We start from the raw sequence: 21,229 nt of genomic DNA, 5'->3' as shown, positions 1-21,229 counted from the left end.
TGCTCTCGGGCCGGATAGCCGGGATATCGGGTTCCGTTGACGTCGTCCAGGTCCCGATCCGGACCGATGGCGCCGACTCCGCCCAAGCGGTTGTCGTGACGCCGAAGGCGGTGAATACGGTGACGAAGATCAGTGTGCCGCTGAATGCGCGGGGCTGTCCAAGACGATCCTTGCTGTCGGGTCGCGTGCGGACAGGCGCACCGACGTTCCGTGCGCCCTGCTCGTCCGCGTCCGTGGCTCGGACGTGGCGGGTCCGCCCGGCCCCCCGGGATCCTGCTCCGCCCAATCCTGCTGGGCGGCCCGGAGGGCTCCGCGACGTGTCCTCTAGCACGATTCCTATTACGCGCCGTCACCGTGGGTCACACATCGCGACACGCGAAGGACAGGTGTTTGTGTGATCGTTGCGGATAAACGGCCGGCTCGCTGGGACGGGATTGCCCCGCCCGTCGAGCCCATGGCCTGCTCTTGCCACAAGATTCAGGCAAGTCTGAGGTTTGGCCCAGTACCAACGGTGGGATTGGAAATGCCCCCACGCGCGACACGGCGTGCCGTACCGCTTCTTGATGTAGCCGAGGCGGGCAGGCCCCGCCTCGGACATGGTCATGGTGAAGAACCCGGATCAGGTCGAAGGTCAAGTGCAGTTGCCGGAGCGTGCCGCGGCGAGCGGCTTTGATCGGGAGCAGCCCGGGGGTGAGATCCCCCCGGGCGACCCGTAGCATGCTCAACAGCGCGCTGGCTATGGATCTGCCGCAGGACGATAAGCATCGCTATTCCGGAGCGGCGTCGAAGGCCACGATCCTTTCCTGCGAGGCGGCGAAGGATGCTAGAGGACCGATGTCCTCACCCTTTATTGATCTTATCCCATGAGGGGTTGAAGTCGCGACGTTCCGGCAAAATGCTACTGCTAGGATTTCGCCGTAACGGCTATTTTGGCCAACCTCGGGAATGTGTGCCAGCGTCGTGAAAGCTTGGGATTCTCGACCTGCGAGCCAGTCATGGTCGGCTATGATGAGAAACCATCCCTCTTTGAATTCTATTCGCACCGATTGTGCGCCGAGCATAAGCGCTTCTCCCGCGATCCATGTGGCGATCTCTATTGGGTCGTATACGCCTCCCTTGAAATACATAGCCGGTCGTGCCCGAACGGAATCTATTGCATCGACGATTTGTATGTCGTCGGCAGAGTATTCGTGACTTGCCACGGTCAAGAATCTCCCTTCGAAGGGGCGACCACTATCTCATTCCCTTCTCGAAGGCGGTTAAACAGACCGAAGGCGGACTTCGGAATAAAGAACTCGAGACCCTTATAGTCTGGAGACTTGGGCCCTCGTGGGATGGGGCGAAGCTGTGCGCCGGCGAATATTAACTGTTTGAAGGCTTTGCCCGACATCTTGACATCGATTATTCCTCCCTGATGGTAGTATCCCACGAAGTCGAGCGCGTCTACATATTCTGTCGCAAGGTAAAATCCAGCTTCAGGACTCTCCTTACGCTGTCCTGTCGCCTTGGCGGGGTCGAGGCCATTATTGAGAATGTCGAGAAGAGACGGCACATCCGAGCCATGATAGAAGGTCATCCAGTCGTCGTCGTCGATACTGGTCCGTCCCTTACCGGCTTTCCTTCCGGGCCCGCCTTTCTTCTTGAAGAGCCTATCCCAGAGGAGTTCCTCGATTACACCATCGCCTTCCCCTATGACGCCGGCATCGGAGGCTTCGCCCCTGGCGCAGGGCTGTGCTGGACACGGCCAGCCATACCTCTGCCAGTTCCTCCAGAGCGTGATCGGAGTGGGATTCTTCTTGTCCTGGATAAGTGCGTCGAAAGCCTGGTTGTGTTTCCGAATCGTGAAGTTTTTGAGCATCCTCTCGTGCCCAGTACGGTTTTCGGCGTTTGCCTTGTCTATCTTGGCTTGAGAGGTGGGGCAGGTACTGTGGCAGTGGCCGGGGCGTGGTTCATGGCCGTCGAGTTCGATGTTGGTGATGGGGTTGCCGCCGGTGAAGGCGTAGCGGTTGCTGGTCCAGGGGTCGAGGCCGAGGGAGAGGTCGTCGAGGGCGCCGTTGTAGGTGTCGAGGTTGAGGAAGCGGTTGAGGCCGGGGTTGTAGTCGCGGAACCCCATGTCGTACATGCCGGTGGAGTTGTCCCAGCGTTTGGCGTTGAAGCGGTAGGGGTTGTACTCCTCTTTGGCGGTGGGGTCGACGGGGTCCGGTTTGTCGACGCCGGTGAAGAGTTTGTCGTCGTTCTTGCCGTAGGCGGTGTAGCCGTAGGTGGCGCGGGTGTCACCGGTCTCGCTGGTGATCTGTTCGACGTCGGCGTGGGGGTTGTAGCCGTAGTACGACGATTCCTCGGTGCTGTCGGCGTTGACCTTGACCTGCGACAGGCGCTCGCCCCATGGGCTGTATTGGAAGGACTTGGTGAGTTTGCCGGCCACCTCCTCGTCGAGCACCTCCGCCGAGAGGCCGAGGTAGGAGTAGGTAGTGGTCTTGGCGTTGGCGGTGCCTTCCTTTTCAGTCTTCGACGTGGTCCGGTCGAGCGGGTCGTAGGTGTAGCTGGTCACCGTGGAGGTGACGCCGTCGCCGCCGAGTTTTTCGTGCTTGGTGACGTGGTCGAAGCCGTCGTGGGTGTACTTCTCGAGCGTCTTGCCGCCGCCCTGGATGGTGCGCAGGCGGCCGTAGGGGTCGTAGGTGTAGGTGCTGGTGGCTCCGTTGGTGACGGAGGTCATCAGGCGGTTGCGGTCGTAGGTGAAGGTGGTCTTCTTGCCGAGGACCTCTTCTTCCCAGACGTTGCTGTTGGCGTCGTGGGAGTAGGTTTCGGTCTCGGCCGTGCCGCCGCTGGTGGGGGTTTTGACGGTTTTGGCGATGCGGTCGCGGGGGTCGTAGGTGTAGGCGTAGGTGTGGTCGAGGTAGGCGCCGGGGTTGTCGGCGTTCTGGATCTTGGCGTGGTCGCTTGAGCGGTGCAGGTTGCCCTGGTAACCGATGGTGTGCTCGGAGACGACGGTGGCGTTGGGCTTCTTCTCCAGGCTGTGGCGGAGAACGCCAGACAGGAAGTAGTCGTAGGTGACGGTGTTGCCGTTGGCCTTCGTCTCGCTAAAGCGCTCGCCGCGTGAGGTGTAGCTGTAGCGGGTCGTCTTCGGCGCGGTGTCGGTGGCGGACTTCTTGTTGACGACCTCGTTGACCAGGTCGCGGACGTCGTAGCCGTAGGTGGCGATGGTCTTGTCGTGGGTGCGGGTGGTGACGGCGCTGTTTTCGTTGTAGGCGTAGCCGGTGGTGTTCTTCAGCGCGTCGTTGAGGAACTCCTTGATGGTGTCGATCTGGTTGAGGTTGGTGTAGGCGACATCCCACACGTCGATCTTCGCGGCCGGAGACCTGTCCTCGATCTTCGTGAGGTTGGCGTTGGGGTCGTAGGTGTAGGAGAAGTCCTTCTTCTCGGCGTCCGTCTCGCCGGTGTTGTCGCGGACCAGCTTGACCGCATCGGCCGCCACCGTGCCGTTCGCGGCATCGGTGAGGGTGACGCTATGGGCGGTGCCGGCGGTGAAGGTGTAGCTGCCCAGCTCGACCCAGGTGCCGGCATTCTGGGTCTGGTCGACGGTGACGCCGGCCTCGCCGCCCTGGTGCTTGACCGTGTATCTGGCGTTGGTGGCCGTGGCGCCGGTCGGGTACTGGACCTGAACCTTGTAGGTGCCATCCGATGGGGTGGTCAGGTTCCAGGTGAACGACGACTGCCCGGTGCCCGCCGGGGCGGTGGCATAGTCGTAGCCGACGAAGCCCTCAGCGGTGGATTGCGGGCCGACGATGTTGGAGGCCGAGCTGCCGCCCGTGCCCGTTGTCCAGGTGCCGGTGGTGGTGACCTGGCCGGTGTCGGAGTTGTCGTTCATGACGACGTCGAGGCCGAGCGGGACGCCGTTGTCGGAGTGGGTCTTGAGTTTGCCGTCGGGGTAGTACGTCCAGTCCAGGGCCCGCTGGCTGGAGCCGCCCGCACTGGTGACGGTGCGGTTGGTCTGCAGGCCGAGCTCGTTGTAGTCGTAGGTGGTCTTGATGTCCCACGGGTCGCTGGTGGTCTTGGACCAGCCGTTGTCCCAGTAGGTCATCGTCGAGATGTTGCGGATGGTCTGGCCGTGCGAGGGTGGGTGGGAGATCGTCTTGAGCCGGGAGACCGGGTCGTAGGTGTAGAGCACCTTGTCGGGGGTGTTGTAGACCGGATCGTCGGTGTCGTAGGGGTAGATCTCCTCGGCGGGGCGGTTCAGCTTGTCGTAGACGGTTTCGGCGATGAAGTCGCCGGGGTCGTCGGTGGTCTCCACGCCGCGCGGGGTGATGGTCTTGGTCTTGTTGCCGACCTCGTCGTAGGCGAACTGGGTGGTGACATACTTGATGACGCCGCCGGTCACCGAGTGCGGCACCTTGGTCTCGGTGACGTCGCCGCGTGCGTTGTAGGCGATGATCGTCTTGTTGTTGGCCTGGTCGGTCTGGCCGACGACCAGGCCGTCCAGGTCGTAGTCCACCGAGGTCTGGAAGCCGGCGGCGTCCTTGACGGTCTTGACGCGGTGGTTGAGGTCGTAGGTGTAGAACGCGGTGTAGTCGGCGGTGTCGGTGGTGGCGTTCTTGCGCGGGTCGATGGCCTTGATGGTGTTGCCGACGTTGTCGTACTCGTATGAGATCTTGTTCTGGCGGTTGCCGTTGGCGACGTCGGTGTTGAGGACTTCGGTCAGCTGGTAGATCGGGTCGTAGGTGTAGGTCGTGGTGTAGTGGGCCGCGCTGGCGCCGGTCAGGTTGCCCTTGGGTTCGGTCTGGGTTTTCAGGTTGCCTGCCAGGTCCCAGGTGAAGGTGGCCTTGCGTTCGGGCCCGGTCTCGGTGTCCTTGGGCAGGATCGATGCGACCAGTTGGTCGGCCTTGTCGTAGGTGGCGGTGGCGACGGCGCCGTTGGGGGCGGTGGTCGTGGTGATGTTGTCGTTGCGGTCGTAGACCGGGGCGGGCGTGGTGATGAACACCGGCGGGGAGGCGTCCTGGTCCTTGGGGACCTTGGACTCCAGCGGGCGTTTGAAGATGTCGTAGGTCTGGCTGGTCTTCTTGCCCAGCGCGTCGGTCACCGACAGCACATTGCCGCGCACGTCATAGCCGGTGGTGGTGACCTGGTTGTAGGCGTCGGTGATCTTCTCCGGGAAGCCGGAGGCGTGGTAGTCGGTGAACGTGGTGGGGTTGTCTCTGGCGTCGATGACCTTGGCCAGCTGACCGACGGGATCGTACTCATAGAAGGTGGTGTAGTCCGTCGCGTCCGGCGTCGTGACGCCGAGCGGGTCGGTGACCGTCTTCAGATTGCCGCGGTCGTCATAGCTGAGGGCCCACGTGCGCCCTTCCGGGCTGGTCTTGGTCTTCAGATCGGCGACGTAGCCGCCCAGGCCGCTGTAGTAGTCCAGCACCGTCGCCTTGGTGACCTCAGCATTGTTGGCCTCGGCGTCGGTGATGGTCAGCGGGTAGCCAGTCTTGGGGTCATACGTCCAGCTGGTGACCGCCTGGTTGGGCTGCCCGCTGGCCTCGATCAGGTCGGTGACGTTGTGATCGGGGTCCCACACCAGCCGGGTGGTCTCGTCCTTATCATTGATGATCTTCTCGGGGCGGCCCAAGGCGTCCAGCTCGTACTTCGTCTGATGCTGGAGCGGGTCGGTGACGGTGGCGTGGATCTTCGCCTCATCCGGGCCGTCGGGGTCGACGTAGTCGAATGTGGTGACCCCGTCCAGCCGGTCAGTGAGGGTCTGGACCTTCCACAGATCTTCCGGGTCTTCGGTGGCGTCGTAGTAGTCCAGCTCGGTGGCGTACTTCTGCGAGCCCTGCGGGGTTTCGGTGTGGGAGCGCGGGTCGATGACCTTGACGAGTTTGACGTTCTTGTTGCCCTGGGTGGCGTCATAGTGGAAGGCGAACGTCTTGGCCTGCTCGTCTCCGGCGCCGTCGATCATTCGGGCGAGCAGGCCCTTGTCGGTGTAGGCGAAGGTGACCTTGCGGCCGGCGATGTCGGTGATCGACTCGACGTTGTCGATGATGTGCGGGTTGGTCAGCTTGGTGGCCTCGACCGGCTGCCAGTTCACGTCCTCGATGTAGGTGTAGTCCTGACCCTTGGCGTAGTAGTCGAAGGTCAGCGTCTTACGCCCGGCGGCGTCGGTGATGTACTGCAGGAACTTGGTCGGCTTGTTGTTCGACCTGCGCCGCTCGTAGGTGAAGGACATGGTGTTGCCGTTCTTGTCCACGATCGCGGACTGGAAGCCCTCATCGTCGAAGAAGAACTGGGTGCGGTCGGGCTTGGTGAACACCCACTGCCGCAGCGGGTCGTCGGTGGGATAGTCGGGATAGCGGTCGTCAGCGACGCGCTGCAGATACAGGTGCACGCCGCGCGGGTTCTTGTAACCACAGGTGGCGGGGGTGCAGGTGTTCGGGTCGATGCCTTCGGGCAGCGTCCACACGTGCGTGGTGCCATCCCCGTCGGTCAGCCGCACCTGCTCCGGCCAGTTCTGGCCGGATGGGTGGAACTTCAGTTGCGAACCCAGCTTGGACAGCGTGGACGTTTGCAGCGACCAGCCGTAGCCGAGTGAGGCCGTTGATGTGTCCAGGCTGTTGTAGGTCATGCGGGCGAAGGTCTGCGGCCCGCGGGAGGGGTTGGAGAAGGCGTTGTAGTTCCACACCACGTTGCCGGCGTACGGGTTGACCAGCGCGGTGCCGCCGGCGCCGGTGTTTTTGCCGGTATAGGAGTAGAACTTCTCCAAACCGAGCAGGTCGCTGGTGGGGGAGTCGATGCGGATCTGCTGCGGCAGCTCGGGCAGGTGGTGGGTGGCCGATTTCCAGTTGTTGGTGACGGTGTCTTGCACGTCCCACACCACCTGAGCGCCCTCGGCCAGGTTCGTGCCCGCGCCGGTCAGGGTCGGCGCCTTGACCGGGACGGTGACGACCGTCGTCTCACCCGGGGCCAGCGGCGCGCCCAGCGTGGTCTTGCCCTGGTTGGCGGGGGTGGAGATGTCGGTGCCGTCGGGCAGCTTCCAGTGGTAGGAGACCGCGGTGGTGGTGGCCGGCCAGGTCTCGGTGGTGGTGTTGGTGACCACCACCGGCAGTTCGGTCGTGGCGCCGGAGTCCAGCCGCTCCGGCGTGCCCGGCACGTAGAACGTCGAGGCTCCGGTGGCCTTCTCCCGGTAGACGACGCGCAGCCGTGGACGCAAGACCGGCTCTTCGGCCTCGCTGGACAGGAAGGAGACGGCCTGCTTGGCGGTGCCGGCCTCGTCGGCCACCTTCACCAGCAGCCCCTTGTTGGCGGCCGGGTCGGAGATCCAGACCTTGGCCGCATCGGTGACCGTCAGCCGCCGCCACCCCGGCGCGGTGTTCCCTGCGGGCGCGCTGCCGAGCGCCGGGGTGGCGAAGTCGCCGCCCGCCGTCGTCCAGGGGCTGGTCCAGGTGGCCGCCTCGGTGAAGGCGGTGCTCAGCCGGTGCGCGGCCAGCGTGGCGCCGGACCCTGTGGAGGAAGCACCCCACAGCGACAGGGCGGCCTCGCTGATCTCGGCATCGGCCGGCACGGCATCGGCGAAAGCGCTGAACGACACCACGGCGCGGGTGTTGCCCAGAACGCCGGTGGTGTTGCCGACCGGCAGCCGCGCCTGATCGTGCCCGGCCGCGGGCTCGCCCGAGGACAGCATGGTGTCGGCGTCGGCGTACAGGGTGGTGGCGACCTGTCCCGGCCGGGGCGCGATCACGGTCAGCTCCTGCGATGGCGAACGCTGCCCGTTGGCCAGCACCGCCACCACCCAGTAGGTGATCTCGTGAACGTATTCGGGGTCGGCCACCGCTGCGGGGTCGCCGCCGCTGGCGGTGTCGGTGTGCGCGGTCACATCCGGTGGCAGCGTGGCCACCAGCGATTCGCCGCTGGTCTGGGCTGTCACGCCTCCGGGGCGTTCGCACCCCGACGGGCAGCTACGGTGCAGCTCGTAGCCGACCAGGTTGTCGGAGGCGTCCTGCGGGGTGGGGTCGGCATAGGCGGTCCACGCCACCGAGGCGCCCACCGAGGTGGCGGTGGTCACCGGCTTGATCGTCACGCTCGGCAGGCCGTAGGTGATCACCAGTTTCGGCGTGTTGACCGTCTCGGCCCCATAACCGTCGCCGCCGTAGACGCTTTCCGTGGCCGCCTCATACACCGGGCCGCCCACCTTCGCGGTCGCCGATTCGTCGGCCGCCTTCAGCATCAGCCCATAGGAGGTGAACTCCTGGCCCAGCCAGCCCTGCACCACCGGGGTGACATCGAAGGAGTGCCAGCGCGACAACTCGCCGCTCTGCCGGGTCACCGTCGAAGCCGCGGTGGCGTTGAAGGAGGGCTGGGAGCTCCAGGCCACGTCGTAAATCGACCAGTCGGAGGTGATTTCGTGCGCGCCGATCGTCACCGGCCCGGTCTCACCCAGCGCCTGATCGAAATACACCTCGAACCGCGCCTGGTCGACCTGTACATTCCCGTCCGGCAGCGCGTCCAGCACCGGGATGTTGATCAGCGACCGGTTGATCGCACCCGCGCTGGTGCGGCCCACCGGCAGCCGCCATCCGTCGGCGTAGTTGGCGGCCGGCGCCGCCGAGTTCACGTAGGTGTCCTCGGCCCGGAACCAGTCCGGCTGCAGCCGGATCGTCGGGTCGATGACCACCGGCCACTTGCGCTCGCTCGCGGCCAGCCAGCCCGCATCCGGGGTGATAGTGATCGTCGCCTCGCTACCCTGCTGGCTGACCTCCTGCCGCACCGCCTCCGACGAGCGCCACCCGTACGGCGAGGTGGCGTCCTTCTCAGAGTCGATCATGAAGGGCTTGGGGATCGTGAACGCCGCCGTGCCGTCCGGCCCCAGGAACGCGATCGACCCGTCCGGCCGCGCCTGAGCCTGCATCCCGCCGGTCTTGACGGTGAACGCATACGACGCGCCCGCCGCTGGAGGCTTGGTCAGGACCAGGTACTCCTTCACCCCCTCCGAGGTCAGCCGATAGACCACATCGACGCCGTCCCACACGCCCGGATAGGTGACCGCGGCCCCCTCGACCTTCGGCGTGATCTGCCGCGCCTGGCCCGGCACGCCCAGGGTGAGCTGCTGCTCGCCGGTCTTGACCCGCACCAGCTTGTCGGACTTGTCGCCGAAGCGGGTAGAGAAGCCCGTCTTGTCGTTGCCGTGCGTGAAGCCGTCCTCCGCCAGCTGTTCGATCCGAGTGTCGATGGGATGCCAGGAGCCGTTCTTGTCCCGGTAGCGGAGCGGGCGCGAGGACACCTCGGCCTGCCGCCGGCCGTCGTCCAGCTCGTACACGGTGGTGAACCGGGAGGCCTTGCCCGGCAGTTCCTTGACCCGTTTGCCCGGCGGCGCGGCCGGCCGCGGCTGGGCCGGGCTGGTGTCGCGGCCTGGGAGGGTGATCTTCTGATTGCTGGGGCGCATCTCGCCCTTGGGATCGGCGGTGAACCAGCCGGCCACTGTGCTGCCCACCCAGGACGTGACCCGGGTGATCAGGTTCGGCTCACCCGCAAGCACGGTGCTGGTCTGCGCGGCGGCGGGTGGCGCCGCGGCCAGCGAGGCGATCAGGGCGAGGGTGGTGATCAGGGCGACGGATCGACGTAACCGTGTGTGACGTCGGGATCGGGGTTGTGGGCGTCTGAGGGGTAACTGCGACACGGGCACACTCCACGACTCACGCGACCCACCAGGGGCCGCAGATAAGCAGGATTTAAAGATCCCGGAGCAAAAACACCCGCATCAAGCCACAAACCGGCACATTCGGTCAAGGTCCACGGAAGGTGACTTACCCGAAGAGTCGAACGCACTGTTGAATGGAATGCCGTGAGCCCATCAAGCTGGAAAGATCCACCCGAAGTGGGATCCCAGCCGGTCTCCAAGAGATGTAACGGAGAGTCAAATACCCAGGTCGCCCAGAACACCCTCAGCGCACCCGGCAGTCAACTCCCAGCAAACTCACAGAAACGGACACAGTGCGGCAAATCAGATCTGACAGCCCATGACATGCGGAAATGCCGGAATCGGGCAGCGACCCACGCGACACCCTCTTGACCTTCGCCGCCATCCATGTCTTGATCGAAACGGTTTGCCCGCCTCGAACCCCGGGAGGACACCCTCATGCCAGCGGCCGGAACGCTCACCCGGTGACGACCCACCCTCACCAGGCGGCCACGGTGCAACGGCACGGACGCGGTCAGACGATACTTATCGCCACGCTCCTGGCTGGCCTCCTCCATCTCGCCCTCGCCGCCCTCTTGATCGGCATCCCCGCCAGTTCCCCCACCCTCGACCCCCTGCCGACTCCCGAAGGCAACACCATCGCAGCGTCCCTGGGCGCCCTTGCCATGCGCCTCACCACCGCCCCGGCCGGGCCGACCCCGCGCCAACACCCTGTCGACGCGGTCGCCGCCACGCCGACGAGCATCCTGACCAGCACCCCGGCCCCCACCGCGCACCCGCGCCGGGCCACACCCCAACCCGTCGCCGTCCGGACAACGCCCATTCGGCACAAGCCGGTGTCCGCGGCCGCGCCACCTGGGATCTCCGAGTCGACGAACCCTGCTCTCCGCCCGGCTGCAAGCGCAACCCGGCCGGCCTCGCTCAGCACATCTCCGGAAATGCGTGATCAACGCATGCCACCCGGCCAGACACGAGAACCACCAGGGCAAGCCGGTAAATCACCGCAGGAGCCCGCGAAGGAACAAGCGAGTACCCCACCAGGCCAGATCGGTAAGTGAATCGCCGCTGCGGCCATCCGGCATGTCGTGGTGCCAGCGCGGGCTCGTGAGGTATGAGCGCGTGCGGGGCGAGCGCTCGTGCGGCTCAGCCGTCCCCTGGGCTTAAGACCTGTGATCCGCGATCGGCTCGACGCTGCCCTCGTCGGCGCGGAGGCGGCCACCTCGACGGCGGCACCACCGTAGGCGCCCGCGATTCGGCCGTCCCGGGGACAGATCTACAGAAAACCTAACAAAACCGTTGATCATTGCGAGGCGGGCAGGTAGCGTCTCGCCTCAAAGACGATCATATGTTCGAATTATGTTCGCGGATGGATCTGGAGACGACGATATGAAGCGTTCATTAGGTGTACTTGCCGTCGGCCTGCTGACCGCTGGTCTCGTGGCCGCACCGGCCGGGGCCTCCAGCGTGACGACCGACCCGCTGGCCTCATCTCAAGCGACCGCTGTTGAGGTCGCGACGTTCTGGCTTGCGGATGGCGGCGCCAACCTGGCCAACGCCACTCCGTACAACGTCCAGGTCGCCGTCGACAATGTCGCCCCCACTGGCGGCGGCACCACCCCCGATACCAAGCCCGGCAACAGCACGCCGATGCCCCCGCTCAACCCTGGCGAAGGGGGCGCCGACACGCCCACCACCTGGGGCAAGGTGTTCTTCGTCGGCGCCGACGGTCAGCCGCACTGGTGCACAGGCACCGCCGTACAAGCGCAATATCGCAATCTCGTGGCAACCGCAGGACACTGCGTGTACGACACCCAGCGGTTTGACGCCACCCTGGACAAGTGGGTCTTCGTTCCCGGCTACTCAGACGGCACGGCTCCATGGGGTTTGTATGTCGGACGGCAGGTTTACGGCCATTACGACTTTCCCACGTACGGGGACTACGACCGCGACTACGCCTTCGTCAACGTCTACAGCGGCGTCGTCTCCTCAAACTCTGGTGGATTGACCAATTTCGGAAGGCTGGTCGACAACGTCGGTGGACAGGGGCTGGCCTGGAACCAGCCGCGGGACTCCTTGGTCGACGTCTTCGGCTACCCTGCCGGCGCTCATCCCGACGGCAAGCGGCCTTACACGGGTGAGACCCTCGAATCGTCCAGCGGTCGCACAACCTCCGCCATGGTTCCCAGCTTGAAGGCCGAGGAACTCGCCGCCGTCGATTCCCCGTTCACTGGTGAAGGCTCCCTCGGCTCCTCCTGGGTCTTGCGGTATGACAAGAGCAGCGGCAGGGGGCACCTCAACGGCATCACCATCAGCGTCGCCGACACCGATGGCAATCTGCGTTACGACACGAGCCTTTCTCCATACTTCGATGGCGAACTGGCGCAGGTCTACTCCGCCGCCAGTGCGCAATGGAGCGGCTCGATCTTGCCCGCCTGACCGAGCCCGGCATCCACCCCTCGGAAGGGGGGTTGCAGCTCCGTGAATCGGTAGAACCACCGCCTGGCCGCCGCAGACCTGCGGCGGCCAGGCGGTGGAACGCGGAATCCTGTCTCCACGACCCGCCAGTAGACCGTTGTCAGCGCAGGCTCTCTAGGCGTGACCGGGTGCGGGCCGGCGCCGATGCGGGCAGCGAGGCGAGGATGTCGGCGAGCGAGACCGCGGCGAGGCTGCGCCGCCACGCGTCGTGTGCCTCGGCCATCTTCTCGGCGAGGACGCAGGTGCGCAGGCAATCCTCTGGTCGCAATGCTCCCCGGCCCTGCTGGCGGATCTCGCGGCACTCGTACGGCGAGGACGTGCCGTCGACCGCCTCGACGATGTGCAGCAGCGTGATCTCGGAAGCCGGGCGGGCGAGCCGGAAGCCGCCCCGCGGGCCTGTCGTGGCGGCCAGCACGCCGGCTCTGACGAGCGACTGCAGCTGCTTGGCGAGATAGGGCGCCGCGAGGTCGTAATACTCCGCGAGCTGGGCCGCAGATGTGGTGGTTCCCGGCTCGAGCTGCGCCAGTGTCGTGGCGCAGTGCAGCACCCATTCCGTGCTCGCGGGCAACTTCATGCCTCTAGTGTATTGTCGATATCTCGGATCTATTTAGTCCGAGATGTCGAAGGCTTGTAGCGGGAAGGAACGACATCATGCGGATCGCAGTCGCAGGTGCGACCGGGAACATCGGGTCCCTCACTGTTGCCGCCCTCGAGCGGGACGGGCACGACGTCGTATCTATCAGCCGATCCCTCGGTGTGGACCTGTCGACCGGTGACGGACTCGACGGCGCTCTCGCCGGCGTCGACGCGGTCGTGGACGCCACCAACGCGCCGGCGACCGATCCGGCAGAGGCGGTGGCGTACTTCGGAACCGCGACCGGCAACCTGCTGGCCGCCGAGCAGCGGGCCGGCGTCCGCCACCACGTACTGCTTTCCATCGTCGGGATCGATCGTGTTGAGGGCAACGCGCACTATGCCGGCAAGCGGGAGCAGGAACGCCTGGTGACCGTCGGCCCGGTGCCGTGGACGATCGTCCGGGCCACGCAGTTCCACGACTTCGCGGCGATGGTGGTGGGCTGGACCGAGCACGACGGAGTCGCCACCGTTCCGCCGCTGCTCGTACAGCCGATCGCGCCAGCGGATGTGGCCGACGTCCTCGCCGAGGTCGCTGCCGGTGAGCCCCAGAGGCGCCTGATCGACGTGGCCGGGCCCGAGCCGCAGGACTTGGTCGACATGGCCCGGCGCACCAACGAGGCACGCGGCCGGATGGTGAAGCTGGTGCCGACGTGGTCGGGACCGCTCGGCCCGGAGGTGGCCGGTGACGTGCTGCTGCCCGGCAAGGATGCCCGCATCGCGCCGACGACTTTCGAGGAATGGCTGGCCGGACAGCGGTAGAACGCACACGATCATGTCTCTGATCACGGACGACGAGCTCGAAAACTCCCCGGTTGTCGCCAACTCCCTCATGAACAGGGACCGCCGCCTCCGCAGTTACGATCGCGAGCTGGGGATCGACATCGTCAAGATCCTTCGCGCCGTGCCGTCCAGGCCCGCTCGCTGGCTGGACCTGTGCTGCGGATCGGCGAACGCCCTCGGCGAGGCCGCAGTCCTGCTCGGGGACGAGGTCGAGATCGTCGGGGTCGACCTGGTCGGCTTCTTCGACTGCTCACCTACGCCTCCGCGCCTGCGTCTCATCACCGCCTCCGTGGCCACCTGGCGTCCCGACACCCGCTTCGACCTCATCACCTGCGTGCACGGCGTCCACTACGTGGGAGACAAGCTCGGCCTCCTCGCCAGTGCGGCCGGCTGGCTCGCGGACGACGGCCTCTTCGTCGCCAACTTCGACGTCAGAAGCATCCGGCGCGAGGACGGCGCCCCCGCCGGACGGTCCCTGACGGCCGCGCTGCGGGCGGCGGGTCTGGCGTACGACGGCCGTAACAGGAGGATCAGCCGTTCCGGCCGCGCGTCCGTCGACCTGCCCTATCGCTTTCTGGGCGCCGACGACCAGGCAGGACCCAACTACACAGGCCAGCCCGCCGTCGACTCGTACTACGAACACCTGGCAGGTGCGCGTAGCAAGCGCCGGCCCGGACCTCGTACGAAAGGTCCGGGCCCGCTCTCGGCCAGGCGGCCGGAGGACGCACCACCGAAGCCGGGTGACGCGTCGTAAAGGGTGCGGCGCAGCGTCACGCTGGGAGGGGGCTTTCGACAGGGTCCTCTCGTTTCTCGGGGGAGGGGACGTTCTTGGCGCGGCGTCGTAGGGCGGGGGCAAGCAGGATGAGGAGTGCGACCACGCCGGTGATCAGGGCGAAGGCCGTGGGGTAGCCGAGCGTGTCGGCGAGCCATCCCGTCACGGCCGGGGCGATCATGCCGGACAGGTACGTGATCGTCGCCACCCCGGCCACCCCCTCGCCCGGGGTCGTTCCCACGTTTCCTGCCGTCGCGAACACCAGCGGTACGATCACCGCCAGGCCCAGCCCGATCAGCGCGAACCCGGCGATGACGAGCGTGGGTGTGCTTGCCGTGACCACGACGATGCCGCCGGCGGCCCCCACGATCCCGCTGGTCCTGACCGCCGCCACGGGACCGAGCCGCCGGATGAGGCGGTCGCCCGTCAGCCGCATGACCGCCATACAGAGCATGAAGACGGTGTAGCCGGCGGCGGCCAGCCCGGGACCGGCCTCCGTGACCTCGGTGAGGTAGACGGCGGACCAGTTCGAGCTGGCGCCCTCGGCGAAGGTCGCGCAGAAACCGATCAGGCCGATGGCCAGGATCCCGCGCGTGGGGAGGGCGAAGCGCCGTGGTGGCGGTGGTGGTGTGTCGTGCTGAGGCAGTGGGCCGGGGGCGGTCGCGTGGTCGGGGACGAGGCCGCGGCCGGCTGCCGCGCCGAGGGCGAGCAAGGCGACCGACACGGCTCCGAGGTGCAGTCTGGCATCGATGCCCGCGCTGGCCGCCACGGCGCTGACGCCGCCGACGGCCAGGCTCCCGACGGACCACATGCCGTGCAATCCGGACATGATCGAGCGGCCCAGGTGTCGTTCGAGGACGACGGCATGAGCGTTCATCACCACATCCGACATGCCCGCGGCCGCCCCGAACAGCAGGAACACCACGAACAGCCACGCCTGCGACGGCGCGAGCGCAGGGAAGGCCAGTCCTGCGCACCACAGTGCGAGCAGGACGCGGGTGGCGGCCCGGCTCCCGAAGCGGTAAGCCAGGCGGCTGGCCGTCGGCATGCCGATGAAGGCGCCGATGGGCGGGCACAGGAGCACGAGGCCGAGGGTGGCGGGGCTGAGGCCCAGCACGTCCTGGATCCACGGGATGCGGGTGAACAGGCTCCCGGCGACGGCGCCGTGCGCGGCGAATACGGCGGCGATCGCGTGATGAGGACTCAGTCTCATGCCCAAGAAATTAACAGGCAGGCTTCCTGATGAAAAGCGGTTTCAGGCAGGGACCCTGCTTATTATGGTGACCGTGAAGACCGCGACCCCGGCCATGGCCCGCGCCATCAACGACCGGCTGGCCCTCGACCTGCTGCTCGAGCGCGGACCCCTGACCGCTCCTCAGCTCCGTACGCTGACCGGACTGTCCAGACCCACCGTGTCCGACCTGATCGAGCGGCTCAGAGAGGCGGGGCTGATCGAGATCACGGGGGAATACGGCGAGGATCGGCGCGGGCCGAACGCGCGGCTCTACGGGTTGGTGGCGGATCGGGCCCACGTGGCCGGCGTGGACGTACGACGTGTCGCCGTCCACGTCACGATCGCCGACATCACCGGGCAGGTCGTCGGCTCGGCCACCCGCGCCATCGACGGATCGCTGGAGACGCTGATCGAGGACGTGATCCTGGAGGCCGCCGCAGGGCGGGAGCTGGACACGGTGATAATCGGCGCGCCGGGCCTGGTGGATCCGCGTGACGGCGAGGTGGTGTCGGACAACGATGTGCCGGGGTGGCGGCGCGGCCTGATGGGTGCCGTAGGCGAGCGCCTGGGCGTGCCCGTCGTCCTGGAGAACGAGGTGAACCTCGCCGCCATCGCCGAGCTGCGGATCGGCGCGGCGCGGGGGAGCGAGGACTTCGTGCTGCTCTGGCTGGACGACGGCGTGGGCGCGGCCGTGGTGCTCGACGGGCGGCTGCGGCGCGGGGTGTCCGGCGGCGCGGGGGAGATCGGGTTCCTGGAGGTGGACGGGGCGCCGTACTGCGACCAGGTGGAGCCCGGCGTCGTCCGCGGGCTCGGCCGGGCGGAGCTGGCAGGGCGGATCGCCAAGGGTGCCTTCGCCTTCGTCGCGCTGCTCGACCCGGGACTCATCGTGGTCGGCGGCAAGACGGGACACGACGGTGGTGACGAACTGGCCGCCCTGGTGTCCGAGCGGCTGCGCGAGCGGTCACCGGCTCCGACGGAGGTTCGCGTGAGCACGGTCACGGGCAATGCCGTCCTCCAGGGCGCCGTCCTCACGGCCCTCGACCTGACCCGCGGCCGCGTCTTCGGCTGAGGCTGACGCCGAGCATCCGCTCGCTCGCCCGCCGGCCCGCCGCTCGTCAGTCCCAGTCCCTTTGTGCCGCCGGCTTGCCGCGATCGCCCCAGCGGTCCGAGGCCGAGGACGGATGGCAGACGAACGCCGCTGCGAGGGCGGGGCCGGGGCGAGGGGACTTGGAGGGCGGCGGCGCCGATGGGGAGGGGCTAAGCGAGGGCGGTGACGAGGCCGATCGTCAGGGCCGTACGTTCATGGATCTGGTCGATCAGGACGTGTTCGTGGCGGGCGTGTGCCCCGTCGCCCACCGCGCCCATTCCGTCCAGCACCCCCCTGCCCAGCGCTGAGATGAAGTTGCCGTCGCTGGCGCCGCCCACCGACGCCTCGTCCAGCAGCCACCCGAACTCCGCCGCCACCTCCTGCGCCTCCTTGAACAGCCGCTGCGAGGCCGGGTTCGGGATCATGGGCGGCCGGTTCCATTCGCCGGTCACGGAGATGGTGACGCGCGGATCGGAGGCACGCAGGTCGGCGAAGACGTTGTCGATCCGTCCCATCTCCGACGGTTCGGTCACCCGCACGTCCACACCGCAGCTGGCGTGCCCGGCCGCCACGTTCCGCCCGGTGCCGCCGCTGATCAGGCCGACGTTCATGGTGGTGCCGCGGGCCCGGGAGGCGGCCCCGGCCAAAGTGGTGACGATCTCGGCGAGCGCGTGAATGGCGCTCGCCCCCGCGTACGGGTCGAGCCCCGCGTGCGCCTCCACCCCGGTCACCCGCACATTGAACAGCCCCACCCCTTTGCGGGCCGTCTTGAGCGCTCCGTTCAGCGACGCCTCGAACACCAGGCTGGCGAGCACATCCGCGCTGGCCGCCTCGATGTGCTCGCGCGAGGCCGGGCTGCCGATCTCCTCGTCCCCGTTGAACAGGAACCGCACGCTCGGATGCGGCAGTCCCAGCTCGCGCAGCCCGTGCAGGGCCCAGATCGACTGCACCAGCCCTGCCTTCATGTCGAACACGCCGGGCCCCGTGATCTTGTCGTCCACCACCGCGAACGGCCATCCCGCCAGCGTTCCCGTGGGCCAGACCGTGTCGTAGTGGCTCAGCATGAGCACGGTTCCCGGCGCGGTGCCCTGATAGGTCAGCTCCAGGACGTCGCCGTACTGGCCGCAGTCGTGCAGGACCTCCTCATCCGGCATCCCGAGCAGATCGACGGCCCGGGCGCGGATCGAGCGCAGCCCCTTGACCAGCATGGCCTTGTCGAAGCTGTGGGTTTCCAGCTCCACCACGGCCTTGAGGTCGTCGAGCATGGCAGGGAGGGCCCGCCGGGTCCAGTCGGTGATCAACACGGGAATCCTTCCAAGGGACCTACGGAACGGGCGCCCCGAGCGGGATGAGCACGACCAGGATCGTGCCGAGCCGCCGCCACGTGCTCACCGGCCCGCCTCCTTTCGGGATTATGGTCATCCATTACATGGGCTCATGACCGTTCCTGACAAGTCGGCTTCTCGCACATCCGGGCCTCAGGCGGCCGGGACAGCCTCCCTCAGCGGCAGGCGTACCTCGAACCAGGTGTCGCCGGGCACCGAGCGGACCTTGATCTCGCCGCCGTGCCGCCCTGCCACGATCCGATAGGAGATGTCGAGGCCGAGGCCCGTGCCCTCGCCCACGCTCTTCGTGGTGAAGAACGGCTCGAAGATCCGGTCCTTGATGGCGTCCGGGACGCCGGGGCCGGTGTCGCCGATCTCGATGATCGCCTCGTCCTCGTCGTGCGCCGTGCGGATGGTCAGCGTGCCCGACTCACCCATCGCGTCGAGCGCGTTGTGGATGAGGTTCGTCCAGACCTGGTTGAGCTCGCCGCCGTAGCAGGGGATGAGCGGCAAGGTGCGGTCGTAGTCGGTGACCACGGTGATGCCCGGCCGGATTTTGCCACGGAAGATCGCGACCGTGCTGTCGAGCAGGTCGTGCACGTCCAGTTCCTGGAACGGGGCGCGGTCCATTTGGGAGTATTGCTTGGCCGAGCGGATCAGTGAGGTGATGCGCTCGGTCGCCTCGGTCACCTCGCTCAGCATCTGCGAGATCTCGATCGCCTCGGCCAGCCAGCGCACCGCGCCCGGAGCGTGCTGCTCGCCCACCTTGGTGCGGATCTTCTCCAGGTCCTTGCCGGAGAAGCCGGCATTGACCAGGGCGGGCGCTAGGTCCCATGCGTCCTGCACGCCCAGCTCGTCCAGCGCCTCGCCCAGCTCGTCCTCGGCATCGGAGATCTCCAGCGGCGAGCGCGGCGGCAGGTTGCCCAGCTTGCTCGTGCACGCCTCCTGCGCCTCGATGAGCGTCCGCAGCTTCTCCGGCGGGATGCCGGCCTCAGCCAGCTGGGCGAGGTGGAGACGGGAGTCCTTGAGCAGGGTGCGCAGCTCGCCCACTGCCCGCACCGCGGCGGCGGCCGGGTTGTTCAGCTCGTGGGTGAGCCCCGCGGTGATCGTGCCGAGCGCGGTCAGCCGCTGCCGCCGGTCGATCATCTCCCGCTGCATGCGGCCGCCCGACAGCAGGCCGTCGAGCAGGTGCATGGCCATCGGGAACCATTCGGCCACGATGTAGGCGAACTTCTTGGCCGGCAGCAGGAAGATCCGCGACGGCGCGGTCGCGCGCAGCGTGTGCTGGTAGGTCTGCGGCGCCCGGTCGCCCAGGTAAGCGGAGGTGGCGCCGCCGTAGACGCCGGGCTGGGACGAGCGAGGCATCGCGACGGTGCCGGCGCTCACCGTCTCGTTGAGCATCTGCACCTCGCCCTCGATCAGCACCGCGAAGCACTCGGCCGGCGCGCCCTGGCAGACGATGTCCTCGCCGGCCGCGAACGTCTTCACCTGCCCGCTGTTGGCCAGCTTGGTGAGCTGCTCGTCGGTCAGCCGCTCGAACAGGAAGAGTTTGCGCAGTTCGTCGATGTCGATGGTGCTCGTGGTCATTGCTTCTCCAGGTAACGGTGCACGAGCGCGACGGCCATCGCGCCTTCTCCGACGGCGGAGGCCACCCTCTTGATCGATTCCGCGCGGACGTCGCCCGCGGCCAGCACCCCCGGCACGTTGGTCTCCAGGTAGTACGGCTCGCGCCGCAACGGCCAGTTACGCGGCCGCTGCCCACCCTGGACCAGGTCGGGCCCGGTCAGGACGAACCCCTTCGCGTCCCGCTCGATCGTCTCGCCCAGCCACGACGTGTACGGCTCCGCGCCGATGAACACGAACAGCCACTGGGCGTCGACCGTACTCTCCTCGCCCTTGGTCGACAGCGTCAGCCGCTCCAGATGACCCGTGCCGCCACCACCGACGACCTCCGTCTGGAGGTGCACCTCGACGTTGGGGAGCGCGGCGATCTGCTCGATGAGGTAGTGAGACATGGACTTCTCCAAACCATCACTCCTCACCAACAAGTGGACCTTGCTCGCGAATCCCGCCAGGTAGACGGCCGCCTGCCCGGCCGAGTTGGCCGCGCCGACGATGTGCACCTCGGCGTCCCTGCACGCCGGCGCCTCGGTCAGCGCCGCGCCGTAGAAGACGCCACGCCCGACGAACTCCTCAAGCCCCGGCGCCTCCAGGCGGCGGTAGGAGACGCCGGTCGCCAGGATCACCGCATGCGCGGCGATCTCCCCGCCGTCCTTGAACCCGATCACGCGTGCCTGCCCGCGCGCCTCCAGCTTGGTCACCTTGCGCGCGGTCAGCAGCTCGGCCCCGAACTTCAGCGCCTGCCTGCGCGCCCGGTCGGCCAGCTGCTGGCCGGAGACCCCGTCGGGGAAGCCCAGGTAGTTTTCGATCCTGGAGCTCTGCCCCGCCTGGCCGCCTGACGAGTAGGCCTCGACCAGCACGGTGTTGAGCCCCTCCGAGGCGCCGTAGACGGCCGCGCCGAGCCCGGCCGGGCCGCCGCCCACCACGATCAGGTCGTAGAAGTCAGTGGCCGGGGTCGTCGACAGGCCCACCGCCGTGGCCAGCGTGGCCTGGTCGGGCGACTCCAGCGTGGTGCCGTCGGCCGTCACCACCAGCGGCAGATGGCAGTTTTCGCCCGCCGCTTTCACCAACTGCGCGCCCTCCGGGTCCTCAGCCAACATCCACTGGTACGGCACGTGGTTGCGCGCCAGGAAGTCGCGCACCTGGTAGGACCGCGCCGACCACCGGTCGCCCACCACGCGCAGCTCCGACCGCTCGATCCGGTCGGTACGCAGCCACGCGTCCAGCTGCCCGTCGATCACCGGATAGAACTTCTCCTCCGGCGGATCCCACGGCTTCAGCAAATAATGGTCCAAATCCACCACATTGATCGCCTGGATCGCCGCGTCCGTGTCGGCGTAGGCGGTCAGCAGCACGCGTCGCGCGTACGGATACATGTCCATGGCGGCCTCGAGGAACTGCACCCCGTTCATCTGCGGCATGCGGTAGTCGGCCAGGATGGCCGCCACGTCGTCCCCGCGCAGCCGCATCTCCCTGACCGCCTCGATGCCGTCCCTGGCCGTCTCAGCGCGAACAATCCGGTATTCCTGGCCATAGCGGCGTCTCAGGTCACGGGCGACCGCCCGCGAGACGCCTGGGTCGTCGTCCACCGTCACGATGACCGGCTTGTCCATGCCCCTACCTTCTC

Annotated in this window: 11 protein-coding genes; 4 read left to right on the top strand and 7 right to left on the bottom strand. The window is 67.1% G+C overall.

The window, feature by feature from the left end:
* Positions 1-767 precede the first annotated feature (767 nt).
* A complete protein-coding gene (locus OHA25_RS54020; RefSeq protein ID WP_327584613.1) occupies positions 768-1,202 on the bottom strand; it encodes a hypothetical protein in 435 nt (144 codons plus the stop codon).
* A gap of 2 nt (positions 1,203-1,204) precedes the next feature.
* The gene (locus OHA25_RS54015; RefSeq protein WP_327584612.1) at positions 1,205-9,652 is read right to left on the bottom strand and encodes a DNRLRE domain-containing protein; all 8,448 of its coding nucleotides are present in this window, start codon (positions 9,650-9,652) and stop codon (positions 1,205-1,207) included.
* 1,407 nt (positions 9,653-11,059) lie between these two features.
* Between OHA25_RS54015 and OHA25_RS54010 the strand changes: the two genes are divergently transcribed.
* The gene (locus OHA25_RS54010; protein ID WP_327584611.1) at positions 11,060-12,109 is read left to right on the top strand and encodes a trypsin-like serine peptidase; all 1,050 of its coding nucleotides are present in this window, start codon (positions 11,060-11,062) and stop codon (positions 12,107-12,109) included.
* A gap of 139 nt (positions 12,110-12,248) precedes the next feature.
* Here OHA25_RS54010 and OHA25_RS54005 read toward each other — a convergent pair whose 3' ends face one another.
* Positions 12,249-12,722 carry an RrF2 family transcriptional regulator gene (locus tag OHA25_RS54005; RefSeq protein ID WP_327584610.1) on the bottom strand — a complete coding sequence of 158 codons (474 nt, stop codon included), beginning with the start codon at positions 12,720-12,722 and terminating at the stop codon, positions 12,249-12,251.
* A 77-nt stretch (positions 12,723-12,799) separates the two neighbouring features.
* Between OHA25_RS54005 and OHA25_RS54000 the strand changes: the two genes are divergently transcribed.
* Both OHA25_RS54000 and OHA25_RS53995 read left to right on the top strand, forming a co-directional pair.
* The gene (locus tag OHA25_RS54000) at positions 12,800-13,543 is read left to right on the top strand and encodes an SDR family oxidoreductase (protein ID WP_327584609.1); all 744 of its coding nucleotides are present in this window, start codon (positions 12,800-12,802) and stop codon (positions 13,541-13,543) included.
* A gap of 13 nt (positions 13,544-13,556) precedes the next feature.
* On the top strand, positions 13,557-14,318 hold the full coding sequence (locus tag OHA25_RS53995; RefSeq protein ID WP_327584608.1) for a class I SAM-dependent methyltransferase: 762 nt from the start codon (positions 13,557-13,559) through the stop codon (positions 14,316-14,318).
* A gap of 16 nt (positions 14,319-14,334) precedes the next feature.
* Here OHA25_RS53995 and OHA25_RS53990 read toward each other — a convergent pair whose 3' ends face one another.
* A complete protein-coding gene (locus tag OHA25_RS53990) occupies positions 14,335-15,549 on the bottom strand; it encodes an MFS transporter (protein WP_327584607.1) in 1,215 nt (404 codons plus the stop codon).
* 73 nt (positions 15,550-15,622) lie between these two features.
* On the opposite strand from OHA25_RS53990, the gene OHA25_RS53985 reads away from it, so the two are divergent.
* Positions 15,623-16,639, top strand: a complete 1,017-nt coding sequence (locus OHA25_RS53985) for an ROK family transcriptional regulator (RefSeq protein WP_327584606.1) — start codon at positions 15,623-15,625, stop codon at positions 16,637-16,639.
* Between the two features lie 188 nt (positions 16,640-16,827).
* Here OHA25_RS53985 and OHA25_RS53980 read toward each other — a convergent pair whose 3' ends face one another.
* The 3 genes from OHA25_RS53980 to OHA25_RS53970 all read right to left on the bottom strand — a co-directional run bounded on the left by OHA25_RS53980 (position 16,828) and on the right by OHA25_RS53970 (position 21,215).
* Positions 16,828-17,961, bottom strand: a complete 1,134-nt coding sequence (locus OHA25_RS53980) for a M20 family metallopeptidase (protein WP_327584605.1) — start codon at positions 17,959-17,961, stop codon at positions 16,828-16,830.
* A gap of 174 nt (positions 17,962-18,135) precedes the next feature.
* Entirely contained in the window at positions 18,136-19,569 is a 1,434-nt protein-coding gene (locus OHA25_RS53975; RefSeq protein WP_327584604.1) for an ATP-binding protein, read from the bottom strand.
* On the bottom strand, positions 19,566-21,215 hold the full coding sequence (locus OHA25_RS53970) for an FAD-dependent oxidoreductase (RefSeq protein WP_327584603.1): 1,650 nt from the start codon (positions 21,213-21,215) through the stop codon (positions 19,566-19,568). Before OHA25_RS53970 ends, OHA25_RS53975 begins: the two co-directional genes overlap by 4 nt.
* Positions 21,216-21,229: the final 14 nt, after the last annotated feature.

It is taken from the genome of Nonomuraea sp. NBC_00507, assembly GCF_036013525.1.
Taxonomy (GTDB): Bacteria; Actinomycetota; Actinomycetes; order Streptosporangiales; family Streptosporangiaceae; genus Nonomuraea.
Note: the sequence above shows the minus strand (reverse complement) of the source record. Positions and strands in the feature narration are given on the sequence as shown.

What these genes read in the sequence shown, in the direction of transcription:
- OHA25_RS54010 (WP_327584611.1), top strand. Translation starts at nt 11,060, where the DNA reads ATGAAGCGTTCATTAGGTGTACTTGCCGTCGGCCTGCTGACCGCTGGT.
- OHA25_RS54005 (WP_327584610.1), bottom strand. Translation starts at nt 12,722, where the DNA reads ATGAAGTTGCCCGCGAGCACGGAATGGGTGCTGCACTGCGCCACGACA.
- OHA25_RS54000 (WP_327584609.1), top strand. Translation starts at nt 12,800, where the DNA reads ATGCGGATCGCAGTCGCAGGTGCGACCGGGAACATCGGGTCCCTCACT.
- OHA25_RS53995 (WP_327584608.1), top strand. Translation starts at nt 13,557, where the DNA reads ATGTCTCTGATCACGGACGACGAGCTCGAAAACTCCCCGGTTGTCGCC.
- OHA25_RS53990 (WP_327584607.1), bottom strand. Translation starts at nt 15,549, where the DNA reads ATGAGACTGAGTCCTCATCACGCGATCGCCGCCGTATTCGCCGCGCAC.
- OHA25_RS53975 (WP_327584604.1), bottom strand. Translation starts at nt 19,569, where the DNA reads ATGACCACGAGCACCATCGACATCGACGAACTGCGCAAACTCTTCCTG.
- OHA25_RS53970 (WP_327584603.1), bottom strand. Translation starts at nt 21,215, where the DNA reads ATGGACAAGCCGGTCATCGTGACGGTGGACGACGACCCAGGCGTCTCG.